A 20,285-nucleotide genomic window follows, 5' to 3' on the forward strand; every position below is an offset into this window, starting at 1 on the left:
CTGGTAAAGAGTACGGAGTACAAGTTCCGGGTGCGGGGGATCAGTGCCGACGGGCTGGTGTCCCTGACGGCCTATTCCGCGGCGGTCACCGCGTCCACTGCGGCTGCGCCCGTGGCCGCGTACACGGTGCCGACAGGGCTGCAGGCAGCGGCTACGGGTCCGGATGCCATCGCGGTCTCCTGGAACCCCGTGGCCAACGCTCCGGGGTACCGGGTCCAGGTGTATAGCAGGTCCGACATGAGCGACTCGATCTACAAAAGGTTTACGGAAGTTTCCGGGGCCATGTCCGGGCTGACTCCCAACACCGCCTATTTCGCAAGGGTCAGGGTCATCGGCCCGGCGGGCGAGAACCTCACCGCCTATTCCCCGGCTGTTACGTTCAGCACGCCGTCTGTTTCCCCGACGACCCCAACGGCCCCTACGACCCCCACGGGATTCACCGGGACTTCAACGCACCGGACGGTGGACCTGAGCTGGAACCCGGTCCCCAACGCGCCGGGTTACCGGCTGGCAGTGGCAACCAAGGCTGATATGTCCGATGCCTCGTGGCACCGCTACTACGGAATCAATACTGCGGAAATCCGCGGGCTGAACGCGCTCACCGCCTACTACTTCCAAGTCAGGGTGATTGACGAGGCCGGAACCAGCCTTAGCGCGTATACGCCGGTACTGAGCCTGGCCACCAAGGCGGAGCCGCCGGCCCCGCCCGCCCTCAGCAACCCGTTGACGGTGGCAAGTTACAACGTGATGTGTGCCAACTGCGTTGCCGAAACCGACAGCAACACCAACGCCCTTCCCTGGTCCGAGCGGCGCAGCGCCGTCGTCGAGAACATCAAGTCGCGGATGCCCGACATTATCGGCGTCCAGGAGGCTTCCCAAGGCTGGCTGAACGAGCCCGGCCAGACAGGCGGGCTCTCGCAGTTCGAGGATCTCCAGCAGCGACTCAACAATGCCGGAGCCAACTACGCGATCAGCAACAATAAGCGCAACAACTGCGTCGACTCCACGACCCCCACCAATTGCGTCTATGCAGACCAGGGCGCCTCTCAGGGGACCCGGATCTTCTATAACGCGGCGACCGTCGAACTCGTCAAGACGGGAAGCAAAGCACTTCCCCTGGCAAGTGTCCCGGAAAACCCCCGGTTCTTTGCCTGGGCAATTGCCAAGCAGAAATCCACGGGAAAACTCTTCTTCTTCGGCGACACACACCTGTCCACCAGTAAGGCCGACGGATTCTACGAACTCCGGAAGCAGCAGGCGGAAACAATCGTCAGCGTCATCAAGCAGGAGAACTCTGCTGGCCTTCCCGTCCTCATGACCGGCGACCTGAATTCGAGCAAGTGGCAAAAACCGTCAAACGCCCCCTACGACGTCTTCACGAACTTCGGACTCGTCGATCCGCTGGGCAACGATTACTGGGAGGATTTCCCGAGTATGGCGGCCACTGCTGAGAAGCGGATGAACGCGCACCTGGACAGCTGGAACGGTTTTTCGACCCTTGCACCGGGCGTGGGCGACAAGTCAGCCAATGGCTCCTACATCGACTACATCCTGACGTCCAAGATGCGCGTATCCCAGTGGGAAACCGTGGCCAACATCGACAGCGCCGGCAACTTCGCCGGAATCATCCCCTCGGACCACAACATGCTGGTGGCGACGGTGGGGCTTCCCTGACCGGGCCTCCAGTGTCTCCGGACAGCTAGAATACCCGGCGTACTCCAGGTTTGAGCTCCATGTCGTAAAAGAACATATTCATTAGCATGGCGGCAGTGTTCAGCGATTTCGGGCATACATCCGGATGGTCAGAAATCTCTGGATTGATGCAGTTGAAGAAAGCTGCCCGTCCTTGGAGTTTTTCCACGGCTATTTCTTGGATCGCACCATATTGCGGAGACCTTTCGGAGTAAATAACCGCGGTTTTGGTGCCTTCATCGCTGGTTTTTGAGTCTGAATCGAGGGCATGATCTATGATGCGGGCAAAGACATCCTGTTTACGCTCAGGAAACACGCCGTCGGTGGTGAAGTGCGAATCCTGATAGGTCGATACATAGTAATCGTCGGAGATGACCGGATCCACGGCAAGGCACTTAAAGCCACCGGTCAACCCGTGGTAAAGAGCTCCGGTCCCGCCCTTGGAGGCGCCGTATAGCACAACATCGCCAAAGGATACTTGGTGGGCTGTGGCTGTTTCGGTGATCAGGCGGCGGATCCTCTCCGTATTATTCGGGTTCCGCACCGTGTTGAGATAAAAAGCGCCGACAACACCCCCAATGTCAGCTATCCGAAGTATGGCGGTATTCGGTGGAACATGCTTCTGTGCAGATCGAAAGTTCTGTTCGAAGTAGCGCATCATGCTGGGAGTGTAGATACTCGTGCTCATTGAAGAAAAAATCACTAGGATCCGCATGAAGTCAGACTTCACTGCCGGGAGGGTGAGGGAATAAATGAGGCCATCCTCGTTTGTCGAGAAATCGCCGTCTTTCACGCGGTGCCATAATTTAGATATGGTGTGGTCCCGGACGAAGCGGCTACCGTTTTCCGTAACCCGATACAGGTAGAACCCATTCATTGCCAGATGACTTATCAGCCGTTTCGCAGCCGGGTCCCTCCTGGATATCGTTATCAGGTTTTCTCCCGGCTCCGAAAAGGGTCCGTGATTTACGTGAAGGTAGCTGGTCGACGGATCGATGGCTGTCGTCCCGTCGAGGACCGGACTCAGGTCATCCGTCAGGTCTAGAACAAGGTCATTCAATGGGTCGACTCCTAAGCAGCAAAATAAACAGTCCTTGATTTGTCGCACGCACTCGCAGCAATTCAAATCCAGGTGTCGAGGCGAGGCTGGGTACCTTATGAGCGCGTAAGTGCAACCCGCTCGAATTTCTGTATGGCTTCTTTTTGGTACGCATCGTAGTCGAAGGCGGGCGTCACGAGCCGGCCATCGAGAAAATCGTGCATGCCAGCCACAAGCCCTTGAACGCTGTTTTCAACTAGCATTCCGTGTCCGTTCTCAAGCACACTCCTCGGGCCAACAACATCCGTCGAGATGACTGGCTTTCCAAGAATCAGCGCCTCGAGTACTACGAGTCCCTGACCTTCATAGTCAGACGAGAACACGAAGCAGTCGGAACGCTGAAGTGCGGTGAATGGATTGATGCGTAGCCCGGCGAGGAGCACGTTGGACTCCAGCGACAACTCGTCGATCAGGAGCTCAAGGTCTTCCCTCAGTGGGCCATCACCAAGAATTGTGAGTTTGCAATTGGGATGCGACTCGATCACCTCAGCGAATGCCCGTATGAGCTTGGCGTGACCCTTCTCTGGCGAAAGGCGTCCGAGGGTGACGAACTGCGTGGACCCGGCGTCCATCCATTGGTGCAGGTCATCGTCAAGCCGATCGGCGGCGAATTCTTTCGCCTCTGCGGCATTGACAACGTTATTGCAGTAGTCAAAGTTGCCCAGCGGAAGGCCGAACGTTTCAGACAGTTGCCTAACGTTTTCTTCGTGGACGCTCTTGGTCACGGAGACGAGTTGGTCGTACTTCCGGTAGAGCCGGAACATCGACTCCAGGTAACGGAAACGATGACGCCATTCGCGGTGCATGTCGTTGTGGAGGTAGATCGACTTCCTGGCAGCCGGGTTGGTCGTGTTTGCGAAGAGCGCGGCCCAGTACCTTGCGTAACCTGCGAAACAGACGACTGAATCAAAGGTCGCGTCGCCGAACATACGGCGGAATTCCCGGTTGAAGGCGCCATTGTAAATGTCCCAGAGCTCAGGAGAAGCGAGATCGCCTGTGGCGTTGAACTTGTCGATCACCCAGCGTTCTTCCGCCGTCATGAGCTGCGTACCCACCCGTCCAAGGACCTGGACATGTTCGGGATGTTGGGCGAACTTTTCCAGTCGTCGTTCCTCGGATTTGACGCTGGCCGGCTCGACCGCGAGGAACATGCGGGTACTGGCGGCATCCAGATTGCCGACAAGATTCAGGTAGGAGGTGGTTATGCCGTTTGGGATGAATGAACCCTGATAGAAGAGCACCATGCGCTTTTGGCTTCGCTCCGGCTGGACGACACAATCAGTCGCATCAAAGAAGAAGAAATCGATCGCGCGCTGGGACGACGATCCGTCTTCCATGGCGCAGAAAGTGTCCCTGCCGCGTCTGTACTTCTCGTCGGGAGACTCGTCCTCCTGAAGGGCGGCGGAAACTTCAGTGAGCAGCCCCGCGGTTTCAGCACACACACGACCGGGCAAGGACTCCAAGTCGAAGTACATCCCACGCTCGGAGGCGTATTCGTCGAGATCGTAGGCAAAGTAAACGATGGGTCGTCCAGTGGCCATGAAATCAAAGAAAATACTGGGGTAGTCGGTGATGAGCACGTCTACTACGGCGAGGAGGTCATTGGTGGGAATATCGTCCGGGACGGCGAACTCGTCCAGGGATCCTGCGGTCCCGGCCGGGGATGTCAGCCCATGGCCCCGGTAGAGCGGGACGCAGTCCAGCGTCGCGAGTTGCTGCATGACGCTTTTGACGTCGACACCGCTCGTTTCCTCGAGCGTGCCGAGGGAGCCGCGCCACGTCGGTGCGTAGAGCACAACCTTTTTATCATCCTCGATCCCCAAATGAAGCCGCAGCTCCCGCCTTTGCTGTTCACTGGCCCCGAGGGTGGCGTCAACGCGCGGATAACCCGTGACTGCAAGTTTGCCGGCGAAAATCCCTCTGACGTCATACTTATCTATCAGGCACTCTGCGGTGAACTCGTTCGGGGCAATCATATGGGTGGTATGCAGGAAGTTCCTGGCGGCATTCCTGTGATCCATGAAGCCATTCTGGATGTCCCGACCCAACGTCTTTAGCGGCGTTCCATGCCAAGTGTTCAGATATTTCTGGCCTGACCGTCGAAGGAAATAGGGCGGGAAGGTGTTGTTGTTGATCAGGTACGTCGCTGTGGAAAGGTATCGCAGGTAAAGGTCGCAGTCACGGGCGACAAAAATAACATTCGGCCGCCCGGCCAACTCGTACGGGACCCGGTCCTTTTCATTGAGTACCCAGACGTGGGTCCAGGAGTCGAATCGCGGATCCGCCATCATGTTTCGGAAAATCTGCAGTGGATTGCACGAAACAGAATTGCCGTGGCTGCTTTCGTACAGCACCATAGTGGGTGCCAGAGGCAAAGTCTCCAGGTACTCCGTGTAAATCATCGACTGCTTCAGCTCTTTGTTCTTCAGATAAGCAGAAGTATCTACACCGTGAGCCCGCTTGAATAACCGCGTTTCCAGGTAAGCAGCGCAGGCCGCCTCAAAGTCCCCAAGGTCCTGAAGTGCCCGGCCCAATCTGTAGTAAGCCGTGGGGGAGTGGCTCTCCAATCGCTTGACGCTGGCATTGAAGGCTTCTGCCGCATGGGAGTGCATGCCGCGACGCTCCAGGCGTTCCCCGGCTTCAAGGCACCTCTGAGCCGACTGTGATTGCAGAGCTGATTCGAAACCGTCAAGCAGAAGCCTTTGTTCATACGTGCTGACAGCTTCGCTGTCCCCAACACTGCTAACGCGGGATTTTGACTTAAGTGTGGCGGCGAAAGCTTTGCACGCACCTTCGTAGTCTTGTGCCTGCGTGAGGACATAGCCCAAGCGATAGCACCAGTACGAAGGGGCGGGACTGCTCCGAAGAATCGCATATTCGTAGGCGGAAGCAGCCTCCGTCCACTCGGCGAGACGTTCGTGGGCAAAACCCAGGCGGTAGTGCCACTGCGGGACGGTTGGGTCCATGGCTACGGCGGCGCGGAGCGATTCAAGCGCCTCCGGCCACTTGTAGGAACGCATGAGGGCATTGCCGAGCTTGTAGTGCAGTTCAGCGGAAGTTCTCTCATGACGAAGAGTCTTCCTGAATGCATCCGCCGCCTCTACCCACCGTCCTCTCTTCTGGAAGAACACTCCCACTCCGAAGACTTTTGCCCCTAGTTCCGTATCAGCGTTGATTGCCCGCTGGTAGGCGCGGCGGGCAATCAGGGGCTGTTCAAGGAGCTCCCAGCACCAGCCTGCGCGGAAGTGGAGATCCGCCTGCTCAGGTTTCAGTCGTGCAGCCGCCGCATAGTTTTCGGCGGCTTCGGCGAACCTGTTCATGGAGAACTGGGCATCAGCCAGCTGCATAAGCCAGGCAGGATCGTCGCTGTTGGCATGCAGACCGTCATTAAGCGCGTCGAGCCGCTGCCACAAAGGGGCCTTGCTCGCAACGAGTTCCTGGACCCTTTCCCGGTGGCGGCGGCCCTCAGAGCGCCGAATCTCGAGAGCTGCTGCTGCGGCATCTTCCGCCATATGCTCTACTTCGGCCAATCGATGAGCCCATCGGGTGCGGCCGGGTTCCAGAGCCAGCGAGGATCTGTACGCCGCCACGGCGGCTTCGTAGTTTGCCAACTGCTCCTGGACGAATCCGAGGCGGTAGTGCCAAGCTGCTACGCCGGGTTCTTGCGCTGTAGCTTCCTGAAGTCGGGTCGCCGATTCCTGGTAGTGCCCCAGGTGGAAGTGAGCATGCCCCAGCCGGAAGGCAAGTTCCGCTTCCGCCGTCGACCAGTGCTTTGTATACCTCGACGGCGGCCGTCCAGTCTGTCTGCTCCTCAAGAAGAATGCCGTATTCGATTGTTTTTTGCGCGGAACTCATGCTGTTTAGTGCGTCCTAATGTTGTAGCTGCCATGTGGCAGAGCCGGCTGGCGCCTGGCAATGCGTGCTCAGTTGTAGCGGCCTCAGCCGCTTAGCCCTCCGAGGGTGTCGACGATGATTGGCCCGTTCCCAGGGCCAGAGGACGTTCCGGTCCGTCCGGCCACAGCGCATCAAAGACCCGGCGCGTGGCGTACCCGTCGCAGTACGGCGCAAACATCTTCACGAACGCCGCGTATTTGGGCTCGTAACGGCGTGAAACTGACGAGATGTTCTTGATGGACCGCACGACTTCCTCGGTGGTGTTGTGCAGCGGGCCGGGCGCCTTTTCCTCCAGGTCGAAGTAGAAGCCCCGCGTTTCGTCGCGGTACTGGGCGATGTCCGGCGTCAGGAAGATGATCGGTTTGCCGGTCACACAGAAGTCGAACATGACGGACGAATAATCGTTGACCAGGATGTCCGCGGCCGTGTAAAGGTCGTTGACCTCCGGGTACTCGGTCACGTCAATGACGAACTCGTTTGCCGCCGTCTGCCGCTGGCCGGCAATGTTGTGGTGCCCGCGCAGGAGCAGAACGTAGTCGTCGCCGAGCTGCTGCTGGGCTTTCTCGAAGTCGAGGTACGTGACCATTTCGTATTGCCGCGAGGCGTTCTTGGCGTCATCGCGCCAGGTGGGCGCGTAGAGAATCGCGGTCTTGCCCGCGGGAATGCCAAGCCGGCGGCGGATTTCGGGCCGGTCCTGCTCCATCCGTTCGCGGGTGAGGCTGTCATTGCGGGGATAGCCGTCGGCGACCACACGCCCGTCGAAGCCGAAGCATTTGGCCAGAACGCCTGCGGCGTAGTCGTTCTGCGCCAGCAGTGCATCCCAGTACTCTGCCTCGCGCCACATGAGGTTCCAGTAGGACAGCGAGAAGTTCGTGCGGGCGACGTCGTTGCCCAGCTTCTTCAAGGGTGTTCCGTGCCAGGTCTGGATGTAGACCTGCCCCTCGCGCTTGCGGAAGTAGAACGGGAAGTTGTTGTTGTTGATCAGAATCCTGGACTCGGTCAGGAGCTGGTACCACCGACGGGAACCAATGAGCACCGGCTCGGCTCCGTCGGGCACCGGCACCGAGAAATCGGCAACAGCCCAATACATGGGCCACTGGCTTCCCCGGCGCTGGAACTCCTCCAGCAGGCGCCGCGGGCTGTCCGTGGCGCGACGTCCGCCGAAGCACATGAACAGGATGGCGTCCTGGAGTTCGGCTTCACCGCCCACCGTTACGGGGGTGCGCAGCGTCTGCTGGCCGAACCGTCCCACCTCATCCGCTGCCAACGGGGGCCGCAGGTGGATGGTCAGGGCAGCGTTTTTGGGGGTGCGGCTCACGCCGACTTCCACCCGGTCTGCCGCTATCCGCCGGGGCATCTGCGACTGCAGCCCGGACGACGCCGGGAACCAGTACCCCTGGTGGTCGGCGACCCCCGGGGGGACGAAGCGCACACTGTACGCGCCCGCCTCGGGCATCACTTCCTCGCCGCCCCACGGGGTCTGGGGCAGCAGGAAATCGGCCGTAAATACGTTGCTTCCGTCGTTGGTCCGCACCGTCAGCGCAACATCCGTTGCGGGGATGACCGCCTTCCCGCTGGAGAGGACGAAACGGGGAGCGTGGATGACCGGCAGATCCGCTGTGCCCTCGATCCGCAGCGTGCGCTGATCCGCCGACACCTCAACCGAGGAGGCGATAACGCGGGTCTTGCGCTCCTTCAGGGTCACAAACCCGTATCCGGTCAAACCCGGCCTGAGGCTTCGGGTCTGGTCGGACTGGGCTTCCAGCTCCGAGGAACCTTCCGGCCAGGCAACCGGCTGCGGGGTCTTGAAACCGCTGTCCAGGCGCAGCCGCCATTCATACTCGACGGTCGCCGCGGCTCCGGCCGCCAGGTCGGGCACATCGATGACGTAGAGCGCCGTGGCGCCTTCCACGTTCAGGCAGGTGGCCGTCTCGCGGATGCCGAACTTGGGCGACTCGAGGGAGACCTTTGCGGCCACGGGGGCGGAATGGGCTTCAACGGTCAGCTTCAGCGTCCGTCCCGTCAGCTCCAGTGAGGTGGCAACGTACAGGGGGGTGACCGGTACAAAGGTCAGGCCGGTCGTGGCGGGCCGCATTTCCACGGCCATCCGGGATGAGTCCAGCATGGGGCCCACGGGAAGAGTGCCGGTGGAGCCGTTGGCGTCCCGGCGCGTCAGAGGCGCCTCGAAGGTCCTGCCGCCGGCAGTGACAGTCAGCAGCACGTGCCACTCGGAGGGGCCGTCGGACCCGAGTCCTTCCAGCATCACAGCCGGGTCAATCATGGTCCGGAATCCGGAAGCGGCGTAGGAGGTCCAGTTGTCGTTGGATTCCCAGTCGATGGACGGGTCCGTGTGGCGCTGCACCGCCAGAGGGACAGGCTCCCCGCCGTCGGCGTTAACCAGGGACGCCCGGATCGAGAGGTTCCCCTCGACGGGATCCACGGATGAGATGTACGCGTGACCGCCGATTTCCAGCCGGCCGTCGGCCTGCCAGGCGAAGTGCGTCATTTTGCTGACAAACCGCAGGTCGATCTCGCGGCAGGGCAGGAGCTCCGGGTCATAATGGGAGAGTTCGACCAGGTACTTGGGCTGCGCCAACAGGGCGGAGCCGGTGGCCTGGGTGGGGAAGCTGGAGCTGTAGTCGCTGCGGTGGTGGCAGATCCGGACGACGTCCTCCCGCCGGTCTGCGAGGACAGCTGAGAGGATCAGCCGGTTGTGGATTCTGATGCCGTCCCAGTCCAGCTCCAGGCCTTCGCTTAGGCGCCCGACTGTCGTGTGGAGCAGCTCCCAGTACGCCTGATCGGTGCGGGGGACTACCTCGTAAAAGCGGAAGAGTCCGTTGCCCAGTTCATCGGAAAGTACACGCCGAAAGGCTTCCGGGGCCAAGATGGGACGCAACCCGGCGGCGAGGGACTCAAGCCTGCTGAGGCGGTCCTCCAGATACTGCAGTTGGCAGAGGAGCTCGCGTGCCAGTGGCCGGACGGAGGCGTCCGCGGAGGTGGAAACGACTTTAAGGTTGAGGATGTCAAAGGAGTCGGCCCGGGAGTACAGGGTGGGAACCGCCTCGTACTGCCAGTGCTCCCGCTCGGTTGCGATACCGGCGGTGGCGTAGGTCCAGAAATCCCGTCCAAATACTTTGTTGCCGAGGGCGCCGTCACGCAGAATCCCCGGAAGTTCCGCAGCAGTCACGGCCGGCCGAAGTTCTGAATGGATGTCCTGCTGCCACGCCGGCGTGGAGCTGGTTTTGCCCTTGACGATTCCGGTCATACCGACGACGAAGGACGAGCCGGTCTGACGCAGGGACCGGAACATGGGATCCAGGCTTGCCTTTTCGACCACGTCCCCGGCATTAAGGAACATCAAATAGGGCGCCCGGCTCTGCGCGACGGCGCCGGCACGGGCTGCCTCTTCACGGGAGCCCGGCAGCGCAAGGTATTTAACCCGGCTGTCCCTCTTGGCGAAGTCCCGCACCGGCCCCCGGCCCAGCCCGGCCAGCGAGGTATCCACGACAATCATCTCCATGGCCGCCGGCTCTTGGCCCACGAGGCTGCGCAACGTCACGGCCGGATCGCCGGCGTCGTCAGTCAAAAGCACGATGACGGCGATCTGGGGCCGCTGCAGGGGCGCAACGGGCTTCGCCGCGGCGGTTCTCTGCAGCTTTGCCACACTGGCCGGGTGCGCCACCTTGCGGATCTGCTTTCGCTGCTCCGGGGGCAATGCCCGCCACACCCGCCGGAGATTTCTCTCGGCGGCAGCTTTCATCGCAGCTATTGCTTGGCTCTGCTTGGGACCTGGCATTCTTGGATTCGCTTCCCTCGTCTGTATCCAACCGGTGGTTGATGTGTCATTTCTCATTTGCTGCAAGTCAACGGCGGTGCTGGACGCCGTGACCCGGCGCTACCTGCGTCGTGCCACTGGCCTGCGCATTCCGTCAATAGTGGCACGGCCCCGCGTCCAGACGCCCGCGGAGCCAAGGTCAAAAAGGTTTCCGCAGTACCAGGTCGACGTTCTGGTCCCCGGCCGATCCCATCACTTCGGCGAGGTCGAGGCCCGGCCGGTTCAACACCAGTTCAAGGCTCAAGGCAGCCATGGATGCCGGGGTGTGGATTCCGTCGTGTACGACGCTCTCCGGGGCCGAATGGTCCACCAGGGTTGCGGCAAGGGATAGAGTGCCGTCGCCGTTGTCCAGGAGTTCAACCACTCTCGATTGCTGCGGATAGTCAATGAGCGATGCTGTCGTGATCTCCCAGAAACCACCCCCGTCAAATTCCGAGCTGTGCGGTGTCACCTGGTGCCTGTGCGTGTGGCCATTGAGCCAGGCGACCACGTTCGGAAACCGGGAGATGAGCTGCAGGACGGCGGCGCGGTCCAGGGGAGGCTCGCCGCTGCCCGGTGAACGCGTGTCCTCGTCGAAGTAAGGCAGCGGGTGGTGGCTGAACAACACCACGAGACGGTCTTCCACATCCCTGGCGGTGGGGTTGCCCTCCGGATCATAGGACCTCCCGGATACGCCCTCGAGTTGCTCTTCCAGCCACGCCGCCTGAGCAGCGTCCAGCACAGCCTTGGCGCCGCCGTCGGGGCTCGCCGTGTTCAGCATGACGCCGAGAACCTGCGGCGAGATGTCAAAGGTGTAGTACGGCTGGCCATCGGGGCTTTGGCCTGAGCCGGACGCCCCGCCATTGCGCCGGCCCTTCCCCGCGATGGACTCCATGAACTCCGCCGTGCTGAATTCGCGGCGGAGCTTCGAAGCCTGCACCGTTCGAGACGGCATGGACGCCACGAGGGCCCGGCGTTCGTTCGCGCTGGAGTCCTCGACTGTTTCCCAAAAGTCCAGTTCGTCGATGCCGGGCGGCAGCCGCATGGGAAGCCGGTCGCCGATACGGAGAGTGTCGACGAAGTCGGTTTTAGCGGAGACCGGATCCCCCCCTGAACGGCCGGCTTCGTCGTGGTTGCCGACGCCGATGTACCAGGGGAAGTCCGAGCCTTCCGCGCTTACCGGTCTGATGGCCGCCTCGAGGAGCCCCGGCACTGTGGGATATCCGTGAACGGCTTTCCAGTCATCCTGGGGTGCGAGCGAGGGCTCGGGTTCCGGATGCCAGATGTGCTGGGACAATTCGAGGGGGGCCGGTCCATGATCCTGGACACCCTCGTACCTGTCGGTCGGGTGCGATGTTGCCGGGACGCCCTTGAACACGCCGACCGCGGCCGACAATTCGCTGAGGGCAAAGGCGTTCGTGAGATCCCCCGTGGTGACGAGGCAATCCAGGGGCCGTTGACTGATCGGGCCGCGTCCGACGGCGTTGAGCTTCCGGACCGTCGCGTCCAGCACATGAACGGTGAGCAGGTCCTGGGGCCGGAACAGCCCCGAGGGCGGAAACCCGTCCGTGAAGTCGAAGTACTGCCAGAAGAAGGACAATCTCCCCGGGTTGGCCGCGTCGAGGACGTGGCTATCGGTCAGGTGCCCGAAAGCAGCCAGCCCCGTCCGCTGGGCGTTGGCACTGTTGTTGCGCGCGCACAGCTCCTCGCGGACCTGGGTCGCGAGAGCAGGCCCCGGGGCAAGCTGCCGGTAGGGCAGCTGAGGCACAGGCTGCGGTCCGAGGACAACTGAGGCGTCCAGGGTCGTCAGCGGTGTAGTAGGGGATGATTTCAGGTGTACACCGCCGGCAGGCCCGGTGCCGGCCGTGCCGGTGGAGTCGGACAACGCCAGCAGGGTGGCTCCGGTCGCGCCGCTGAGCGACCACCTGATGGCGTCCCGTCGCGATACTTGCATCCTGCCCTGTTGTCGCACTTGCTGGTGTGGCCCTTTGCTGTTGGGGTCGGCTGGGCAGCGGCGTCACCCATGGTGTCCGCCATACGGGCACCGGGTTCGCTGTGTTCCCCCACCGGGGGTTGCCCTAGATGCTTGCGTTGGCCCTGACCAGGTCGTCCGGGAAGTCAACCTCGACGGCGTAGAAATCGCTGATGTCGACGGGAGTCCACTTGAGTTCGTCCTGCTTGATGGTCAGCTCGATGGCCTTCTCGAAGTAGTCCTGGTCGTCGACTTCAATCAGTCGCTTGAGGAGCTTCTTCTTGTCTTTCGAGCTGACATAGTTGATGCCGACAGCTTCGCCGTGGGCCACATCGGCGGGGACAACCTTGGACAGGTCCAGGATTTTGCCGTCGGTGTCGGTGGTGTACTTAACTTCCTCGTCCGAAACGGAGGAGATGTCGACGGTGATGAACGACTCGTCGCGCTGGATGTAGGGCAGCAGCATCTCGAGGATATCCGGGTCGAAGACGACGTCGCCGTTCATCCACAGCACACCGCCCTTGGCGGAATTCCGGATGGCCTTCAAGAGGCTCTTTGAGGTGTTCGTCTGGTCAAAGTTCTCGTTGTACACAAAAGACGCATTGGGCACGTGTTCGAGGATCATCTCAAGCTTGAACCCGACCGCAATGGTCAGCCGCAGCTTCTTGCCGAACTTGTTCTGCAGGTTCTGGACCTGCTGGTGCATGATGGTCCTGCCATCACTGAGCTCCGTCATGGGCTTAGGGTGCGGGCGCGCCAGGCGCGTGCCCATTCCGGCAGCCAGAATTACGGCTTGAATTTTCATTAGTTTTCCTCTTCAACGAGTGTGCTGTGGGACGGGGAGCGGCGAGCCGTAGCATCACTCGAGCGGGCGCCTCGGTTCCGCAATACGGGCCGAGGTGAGCATCCCCCGCAGCCAAGCATAGCCGCTTGACCCCTGCCCACCCAAGAAAGCCAGCAACCTTACGTTAACTCTGCGTTTACTTGCCCGAACCCTGCGTTAGCTGTCCCGGCCCGGGCTCCCCGTGCTGTCCGGGCGCTGCGGCACTACCCGCCGGCGAACTCGCCGATGCGCGATCCGACGCCGAGAAGCTCTGCAATGGCCGCTACGGTTCGGCCGGCAGCCTCGCCGTCCCCGTAGGGATTGACGGCGTTCGCCATGGCGGCGAAGAGCTCGGGGTCCTTGAGCAGGCGTGTTACCTCGGAAAAAATCCGGTCCTCATCCGTGCCGATGAGAGCCACGGTCCCTGCCTTGACGGCTTCCGGCCGTTCGGTGTTTTCCCGCATCACCAGCACCGGCTTTCCGAGGCTGGGAGCTTCCTCCTGCACGCCCCCTGAATCCGTGAGAACAAAGTGCGCCAGGGACAACAGCCGGGTGAACTCGCCATAGGGGAGCGGCTCGGTAACAACGACGTTGGCTTTGCCTTCAAGTAACGGCAGCAACGCTTCGCGCACCACGGGATTCTTGTGGGCCGGCAGGACGATCACCAGTTCGCGCTCGGCGTCGGCGATCCGGGCCAGCGCCCGCGCCACGCCGCGCATCGCGTCTCCCTGGTTCTCCCGGCGGTGGGTCGTGACCAGCAGGATTTTCCTGCCGCCGGCCGCCAGGTCCTCGAGCTGCGGGTCAGTGAAGGTGACGGACTTGCCCACGGTGGTGAGGAGGGCGTCTATGACGGAATTGCCCGTGATGACAACGTTTTCCGGCCTGATTCCCTCCGCAACCAGGTTCCCTTTGCTGACGCTCGTCGGCGCCAGATGGAGGCTTGCGATCTGGCTGGTGATCTTCCGGTTCGCCTCTTCCGGGAAGGGGGAGCGGAGGTCACCGCTCCGGAGCCCCGCCTCGACATGCACCACGGGAATCCCGTGGTAAAAAGCTACAATCGCGGCAGCGGTGGAGGTCGTGGTGTCGCCCTGGACCACCACGGCATCGGGCCGGGTGTGTGCAAACAGCTTCTCCAACCCCTCGATGGTCCGCGTCAGGATGGCGGACAGGGACTGGCCCTGCTGGAGGATGTTCAGGTCGTGGTCGGGAACGATTCCGAAGAGTTCGTTGACCTGGTCCAGCATTTCGCGGTGCTGGCCCGTCACCGTCACGATGCAGCGAAAATGCGGTGAGTTTTCAAGGGCGTTGATCACGGGCGCCATTTTGATGGCCTCGGGCCTGGTGCCGAAGATCGGCATGATGCTGTGCATGGATGTTCCCCCAAGAGACGCGGGCGGTGCAGTTTGGCAAGACTAGTCGAAGGGTGCTAGCCCAGGAGCAGAAGGGCGATGATCAATGCGGGCACGGTGACGGCGACGAGGATGACTGCTACCAGCGCCGTCAGGCGCTTGCGGCGGTAGGCCACTTCCTCGTCGTCGGGGTCCAGCTCGGCAGCACGCTTGGCCGGGGCCGCGCTTCGATGGGCCGAAGGCAGGGGCTCCACATCCGGAACCAGGAGCGTGTCCGGGATCTCCTTGTGGAAGGCACGCCGCCGCAGGTGGCGGGGGGCTGCTACCGGGCGGGGAGCATCGTCGGCAGGATCATCCAACAGCCGGTCCTCCTCGCCTCAATACATCGCCAGTAGGCTGAGGGTCTCAACCTGATCGCCTTCAATTCTTACATTCCCGTCCGGTGATCCGTGCATTCCGGCCGCAGGGACGCATCGATCAGGCCCCCGGTTTCAATGACAAACCGCCGCAGCCACTGCCCCGGACTCAGCGCGGGATGGGAGGCAACCATCTGTACGTCCGCCGTCGTGCACTGCTCTATCAGCCGTCCGGCCCGGGTGACGTGGTAGCTGGACGTCACGACGGTGACCGACTTCCACCCGTTGGCGTCAATGAGGTCCGCAATGATGCCTGCTTCACTCCGGGTGTCCATGCCGCTGGGCCGGAAACAGACCAGTTCGGGGCGGGGGAACGTGGCCGAGTTGCAGATGTCGTCGGCCACCGCATTGCCCAGGGTGTCCGTGTGGGACAGCACCAGCACCGGAACGTTGTGCCCGCGTTGGAGCTCCTGCGCCACCGGCAGGCGTTCGGACGCGGCCCCGCCCAGCATGATCACGGCGTCCGTGCGGTGCACGCTCAAGGGATCCACGTTGACGAACAACTGGACTGCGACCACCAGCCACAGCAGCACGGCGCCGGAAGCTGCCGTCAGGGCCCAGCGCAAATGCCGGGGTGCGGCGTTCAGCGCGGGCAGTGGCGGGGGCATGCCTAAGAGTCTCGCACGCCCGTGAGGGAGCGGGTAAAACGCGGCCACCGCGGCGTTTCAGGGCAGCTTTGCCAGGCCATCCCGGAACAACTTGCCTCCGCCGTTGTCCGCCCCTCGCGGTAGCGTAGGGCTGTGCCTGAACACGAGACTGTCCCCCCGCCTAAAGCGAACCCGCCTAAAGCGAACCCGCCTAAGACGCTCCCGCTGGAAGCGACCCCGACTGCGGCGCCCCTGCCCAAAGCGCCCCTTACCGTGGCGGAACTCTCCGAATCCCAGCTCCTGGAACGCATTTTCCCGCGCCTGCATTACGGCCAGGACCACAACCCGTCCCTGATTCTGGGCCCCGGTGACGACGCCGCCATCGTGGCCGCCCCGGACGGGCGGGCAGTCCTCAGCATCGACACCCAGGTGGCCGACCAGGACTTCCGGCTCGAATGGAACAACGGCTACCGGACCACCGGCTACGACGTCGGCTGGAAGGCAGCCGCGCAGAACCTCAGCGACATCAATGCCATGGGGGCCCGTGCCACCTCCCTCGTCGTCAGCCTCACCATGCCGCCGGAAACCCGGGTCGCCTGGGTTGAGGACTTCGCCGACGGACTCAGCGCCGGCATCCGGGAACTGGGCGCCCCGGACTGTGCCGTGGCCGGCGGCGACCTCGGACGGGGTCGCGAACTGGCTGTCAGTGTGGCGATTCTTGGCTCCCTCGACGGTGGGTCACCCGTGCTGCGCTCCGGCGCCCGCGCGGGGGACACGCTGGCGCTGGCCGGCACCGTGGGCCGTGCCGCGGCGGGGCTCGCGCTGCTGGAATCGGCAACGCCGGTCGAGGCACTGACCAAGGACCAGCGTGCCCTGCTGGACACCCAGTGCCGGCCGCGGCCGCCCCTTGCGGGAGGACCCCTGGCCCGGGATTCCGGTGCCACAGCCATGATGGACATTTCCGACGGACTGGTCCGCGACGGCAACCGGATGGCGTCCGCCAGCCACGCCGTCCTGAACCTGGACGCGGCGGTACTGGAGCAACTGGCGGTTCCCCTCCTGCCCGCCGCCGGACTGCTCGGCACTGATCCGATGGCCTGGATCCTGGGCGGCGGGGAGGACCATGGACTGCTGGCCACTTTCCCCCCAGGTCTTCAGCTGCCTCACGGTTTCACTGCGATAGGCTCGGTAGAAGCCCCTGCACCAACGGACAGCACGGGCGTCAAGATAGCGGGCAGGCCCGTTGACACTGTGGGATGGGATCACTTTGCAGACTAAAATTGCCGCCAACGCGCAAGCGATGAAGCGGTGGTTGAGCAAGGCAGAAACGACGCTTGGAAACCACAGCGACCGCCTGAACGCCATCAACATCTTCCCCGTCGCCGATGGCGACACCGGCACCAACCTGTATCTCACGGTGCGCGCCGCCGCCCAGGCACTGCACTGCCTGGATACTGCCGCGATACCCCAGGTCACCGCGGATTCGTCGGTCCACTCCTTTGGGCCACCGGATCCGGCCCAGAACGACGTCGGCGCCGTCCTCGCCCGGGCCGGCCTGGCCGCCATGGAAAAGGCCCGGGGCAACTCCGGCACGCTGTTCGCCGTATTTCTGTGCGCCGCCGCCGAACCCCTCGCCGGCCACCCCCGGCTCAGCGCCCCGCTGCTGGCCGCCGCGCTGAACCGCGCCCAGCTCCGGGCCTGGTCCGCGTTGAGCGACCCGGTTCCCGGCACCATGCTCTCCGTGATGGAAGCCGCCGCCCGCGCCGCGGCCGCCGTGGACTCAGCGCACGACGGCGACGACAGCAACCACACCCTGGGCCTGGCCCTCGATGCCGCCGTGGAAGCCGCCCTCGCGGCCGTGGTCCGCACCGAGGACCAGCTGGAGGCGCTGCACGCCGCCCATGTGGTGGATGCCGGCGGCGTCGGGATGCTGCTGATCCTGGACTGCCTCCGCTCCGCTATCCTCGGCGAGGAACTCCAGGACCAGCTGCTGGACGGGCTGCACGGCTACGACGTCCAGGACCCGCACATCCACGCCGGCATGCCGCGGGACGAGGGCGTGGAGGTCATGTGCACCATCACCCTGTCCCCGCTCGACGCCGCCATGATGCGCCAGCGGCTCGACGAAATGGGCGACTCCGTCATCATGAGCCAGGTCGGCGGGGCGGCCGACGCCGCCGGTGCCTACCGCTGGCGTGTCCACGTCCACGTGCCGCACGCCGAGCCCGCCGTGGCCCTGATCCGTTCCCTCGGCGAACCCTCGGACATCAGCGTCAGCGAGCTTGCTGTGCCTGACGCCGAACCCCTCAATGCCGGTACCCGTGAACCCGCAGGACAGGTCCCCGACGGACATGAACGCTAATCCGGCCAACGCCGAACTGGGCATCGCTGAACTGGGACTCGGCCTGGAACGCCGGATCGGCAAGCGTTCCGCGGCGCCCATTGAAAAGCACCTCGGTATCACCACCGTCGGCGGTCTGCTGAACTACTTCCCCCGCCGCTACCTGAACCGCGGCGAACTCACTCCCATCAGCGGGGTTCCGCTCGACGAGGAGGTCACCCTCATCGCCCGGGTGGTCTCCAGCAGCACCCGGGCGATGCGCGCCCGCCGCGGCTCGCTGACCGACGTCGTGATTTCCGACGACTCCGCGTCCCCGGGCACCGGGATGGGCAGCGGCACCCTGAAGGTGAGCTTCTTCAACGGTTTCCGGGCCAAGGCCGAGCTGCAGCCGGGCCGCCGTGCCCTGTTCTCCGGGAAGATCACCCGCTACGGCGGCGCCCTGGGGCTGACCAACCCCGACTTCCTGCTGCTGGACGAGGACCCGGACAACGCGAAGGACCCGGAGGAGCTCGCCGCCATGCCCATCCCGGTGTACCCGGCGACCGCCAAGCTGACCAGCTGGTCCATCCATAAGGTCATCACCACGCTGCTGGACACCGCGGACCTGGACGCCCTGCCCGACCCGTTGCCGGCGGAGATCACCGCACGGGAGAAGTTCCTGGCGGTCGCGGACGCCTACCGGCTCATCCACACCCCGCAGACCCCCGCCGACTGGCAGCGCGCCCGCGACCGCTTCCGCTACCAGGAAGCCCTGGTGCTCCAGTCCGCCCTCGCCCGGCGCCGCGCCCAGCTCGCCGCGGAGGAGGCCACCGCCCGCCGGCCCGCCGCTCAGGGGCTGCTGACCACCTTTGACCGGCAGCTGCCGTTCACCCTGACCGCTGGCCAGGCCGCCGTCGGGAAGACCCTGGCCGCGGAGCTCGCTGAGGATTCGCCGATGAACCGGCTGCTCCAGGGCGAAGTCGGCTCCGGCAAGACCATCGTGGCCCTGCGCGCCATGCTGCAGGTGGTCGACGCCGGGGGACAGGCCGCCCTGCTGGCCCCCACCGAGGTCCTCGCCGCGCAACACTTCGAATCCATCCGCCGCACCCTTGGGCCGCTGTCCCGCGACGGCATGCTGGGCGGCTTCGGCCCCGACGCGGTCCAGGTCACGCTGCTGACCGGATCCATGCCCACCGCGGCACGGAAACAGGCCATGCTGGACGCCGCCTCCGGAACCGCCGGGATCATTATCGGCACGCACGCCCTGCTCAGCGACAACGTCTCCTTCTACGACCTCGGCCTGATCGTGGTCGACGAGCAGCACCGCTTCGGCGTCGAACAGCGCGATGTGCTCCGGTCCAAGGCCCGGAAGCCTCCGCACCTGCTGGTCATGACGGCCACCCCCATCCCCAGGACCGTGGCCATGACCGTGTTCGGCGACCTCGAAACGTCCGTCCTCGACGAACTGCCGGCCGGGCGCGCGCCGATCACCACCCATGTCGTCGGGCTCGCGGAGCACCCGGCGTGGGCCTCGCGCATCTGGAGCCGCGCCCGGGAAGAGATCGACGCCGGCCACCAGGTGTACATCGTCTGCCCCAAGATCGGTTCGGACGACGACGGCGACTTCAGCCCCGGCGAGGCCGAACCGTCCGCCGCCGATCCGGACGGCGACACTGGGGCGCGGGAGCTGGCCTCCGTGACCGGCGTCGTCGAACTCCTGCGGGACGAACCCGCCCTGGCCGGGGTGCCCGTGGCGCCGTTGCACGGCCGGCAGGACCCGGTCCTGAAGTCCGAAACCATGGCCTCCTTCACCGCCAACCAGACCAAGCTTCTGGTCTCCACCACCGTGATTGAAGTGGGCGTGGACGTTCACAACGCCACCCTGATGGTGATCCTGGATGCGGACCGCTTTGGCATCTCGCAGCTCCACCAGCTGCGCGGCCGGGTGGGCCGCGGCGGGCTGCCGGGCACCTGCCTGCTCGTCACCACGCTGGAACCCGGCCACCCGAGCCGCCGCCGGCTCGACGCCGTCGCGGCCACCACCGACGGCTTCGAACTCTCCCAGGAGGACCTCAAGCTGCGCCGTGAAGGCGACATCCTGGGCGCCTCCCAGTCCGGCGGCCGGTCCACGCTGAAGCTGTTGCGGGTCCTTGAACACGAGGACGTGATCGCCCGGGCCCGGCAGGATGCGCAGGCGATCGTGGGCGGTGACCCGTCACTGGGCGCCCACCCCGTCCTCGCCGCGGCGATCGACGAATACCTCAATCCGGAAAAGGAGGCGTTCCTTGAACGCGGCTAACACCATCCATGCATCCAGGG

12 protein-coding genes are annotated in these 20,285 nt (G+C 63.7%); 4 read left to right on the forward strand and 8 right to left on the reverse strand.

The features are described 5' to 3' along the window. The coding region (locus tag AC50YC_RS18985) for an endonuclease/exonuclease/phosphatase family protein (RefSeq protein ID WP_494954837.1) at positions 1-1,674 on the forward strand (1,674 nt) is incomplete at its 5' end. 25 nt (positions 1,675-1,699) lie between these two features. Here AC50YC_RS18985 and AC50YC_RS18990 read toward each other — a convergent pair. The 8 genes from AC50YC_RS18990 to AC50YC_RS19025 all read right to left on the reverse strand — a co-directional run bounded on the left by AC50YC_RS18990 (position 1,700) and on the right by AC50YC_RS19025 (position 15,667). Continuing rightward, entirely contained in the window at positions 1,700-2,752 is a 1,053-nt protein-coding gene (locus AC50YC_RS18990; protein WP_494954838.1) for an XcbB/CpsF family capsular polysaccharide biosynthesis protein, read from the reverse strand. A 95-nt stretch (positions 2,753-2,847) separates the two neighbouring features. Continuing rightward, on the reverse strand, positions 2,848-6,606 hold the full coding sequence (locus AC50YC_RS18995; RefSeq protein ID WP_494954839.1) for a CDP-glycerol glycerophosphotransferase family protein: 3,759 nt from the start codon (positions 6,604-6,606) through the stop codon (positions 2,848-2,850). 131 nt (positions 6,607-6,737) lie between these two features. Then, the gene (locus AC50YC_RS19000; RefSeq protein ID WP_494954840.1) at positions 6,738-10,349 is read right to left on the reverse strand and encodes a CDP-glycerol glycerophosphotransferase family protein; all 3,612 of its coding nucleotides are present in this window, start codon (positions 10,347-10,349) and stop codon (positions 6,738-6,740) included. A gap of 310 nt (positions 10,350-10,659) precedes the next feature. Further along, entirely contained in the window at positions 10,660-12,453 is a 1,794-nt protein-coding gene (locus AC50YC_RS19005; RefSeq protein ID WP_494954841.1) for a TIGR03767 family metallophosphoesterase, read from the reverse strand. Between the two features lie 124 nt (positions 12,454-12,577). Further along, positions 12,578-13,276, reverse strand: a complete 699-nt coding sequence (locus AC50YC_RS19010; RefSeq protein ID WP_494954842.1) for a phosphocholine cytidylyltransferase family protein — start codon at positions 13,274-13,276, stop codon at positions 12,578-12,580. Positions 13,277-13,518: 242 nt separating this feature from the next. Beyond that, complete coding sequence (wecB, locus tag AC50YC_RS19015; RefSeq protein ID WP_494954843.1) at positions 13,519-14,664, reverse strand: non-hydrolyzing UDP-N-acetylglucosamine 2-epimerase; 1,146 nt, start codon at positions 14,662-14,664, stop codon at positions 13,519-13,521. Between the two features lie 56 nt (positions 14,665-14,720). Further along, positions 14,721-15,002 carry a hypothetical protein gene (locus AC50YC_RS19020; protein WP_494954844.1) on the reverse strand — a complete coding sequence of 94 codons (282 nt, stop codon included), beginning with the start codon at positions 15,000-15,002 and terminating at the stop codon, positions 14,721-14,723. A gap of 68 nt (positions 15,003-15,070) precedes the next feature. Further along, complete coding sequence (locus AC50YC_RS19025; RefSeq protein ID WP_494954845.1) at positions 15,071-15,667, reverse strand: YdcF family protein; 597 nt, start codon at positions 15,665-15,667, stop codon at positions 15,071-15,073. Between the two features lie 231 nt (positions 15,668-15,898). On the opposite strand from AC50YC_RS19025, the gene thiL reads away from it, so the two are divergent. From thiL to AC50YC_RS19040, 3 genes are read left to right on the forward strand one after another with little or no spacing between them, the layout of a single operon-like run. Further along, on the forward strand, positions 15,899-16,924 hold the full coding sequence (gene thiL, locus AC50YC_RS19030; protein WP_494954855.1) for a thiamine-phosphate kinase: 1,026 nt from the start codon (positions 15,899-15,901) through the stop codon (positions 16,922-16,924). 22 nt (positions 16,925-16,946) lie between these two features. Beyond that, on the forward strand, positions 16,947-18,008 hold the full coding sequence (locus AC50YC_RS19035; RefSeq protein WP_494954856.1) for a DAK2 domain-containing protein: 1,062 nt from the start codon (positions 16,947-16,949) through the stop codon (positions 18,006-18,008). Continuing rightward, positions 17,998-20,265 carry an ATP-dependent DNA helicase RecG gene (locus AC50YC_RS19040; protein ID WP_494954846.1) on the forward strand — a complete coding sequence of 756 codons (2,268 nt, stop codon included), beginning with the start codon at positions 17,998-18,000 and terminating at the stop codon, positions 20,263-20,265. The genes AC50YC_RS19035 and AC50YC_RS19040 overlap by 11 nt, the downstream gene beginning before the upstream one ends. The last annotated feature ends 20 nt before the right edge of the window (positions 20,266-20,285 follow it).

Source organism: Pseudarthrobacter sp. MDT1-56 (assembly GCF_059383555.1).

Bases quoted from the DNA above. Each gene is read 5' to 3' on its own strand.
- AC50YC_RS19005 (WP_494954841.1), bottom strand. From the start codon at position 12,453: ATGCAAGTATCGCGACGGGACGCCATCAGGTGGTCGCTCAGCGGCGCG.
- AC50YC_RS19010 (WP_494954842.1), bottom strand. From the start codon at position 13,276: ATGAAAATTCAAGCCGTAATTCTGGCTGCCGGAATGGGCACGCGCCTG.
- wecB (WP_494954843.1), bottom strand. From the start codon at position 14,664: ATGCACAGCATCATGCCGATCTTCGGCACCAGGCCCGAGGCCATCAAA.
- AC50YC_RS19025 (WP_494954845.1), bottom strand. From the start codon at position 15,667: ATGCCCCCGCCACTGCCCGCGCTGAACGCCGCACCCCGGCATTTGCGC.
- AC50YC_RS19035 (WP_494954856.1), top strand. From the start codon at position 16,947: ATGAAGCGGTGGTTGAGCAAGGCAGAAACGACGCTTGGAAACCACAGC.
- AC50YC_RS19040 (WP_494954846.1), top strand. From the start codon at position 17,998: ATGAACGCTAATCCGGCCAACGCCGAACTGGGCATCGCTGAACTGGGA.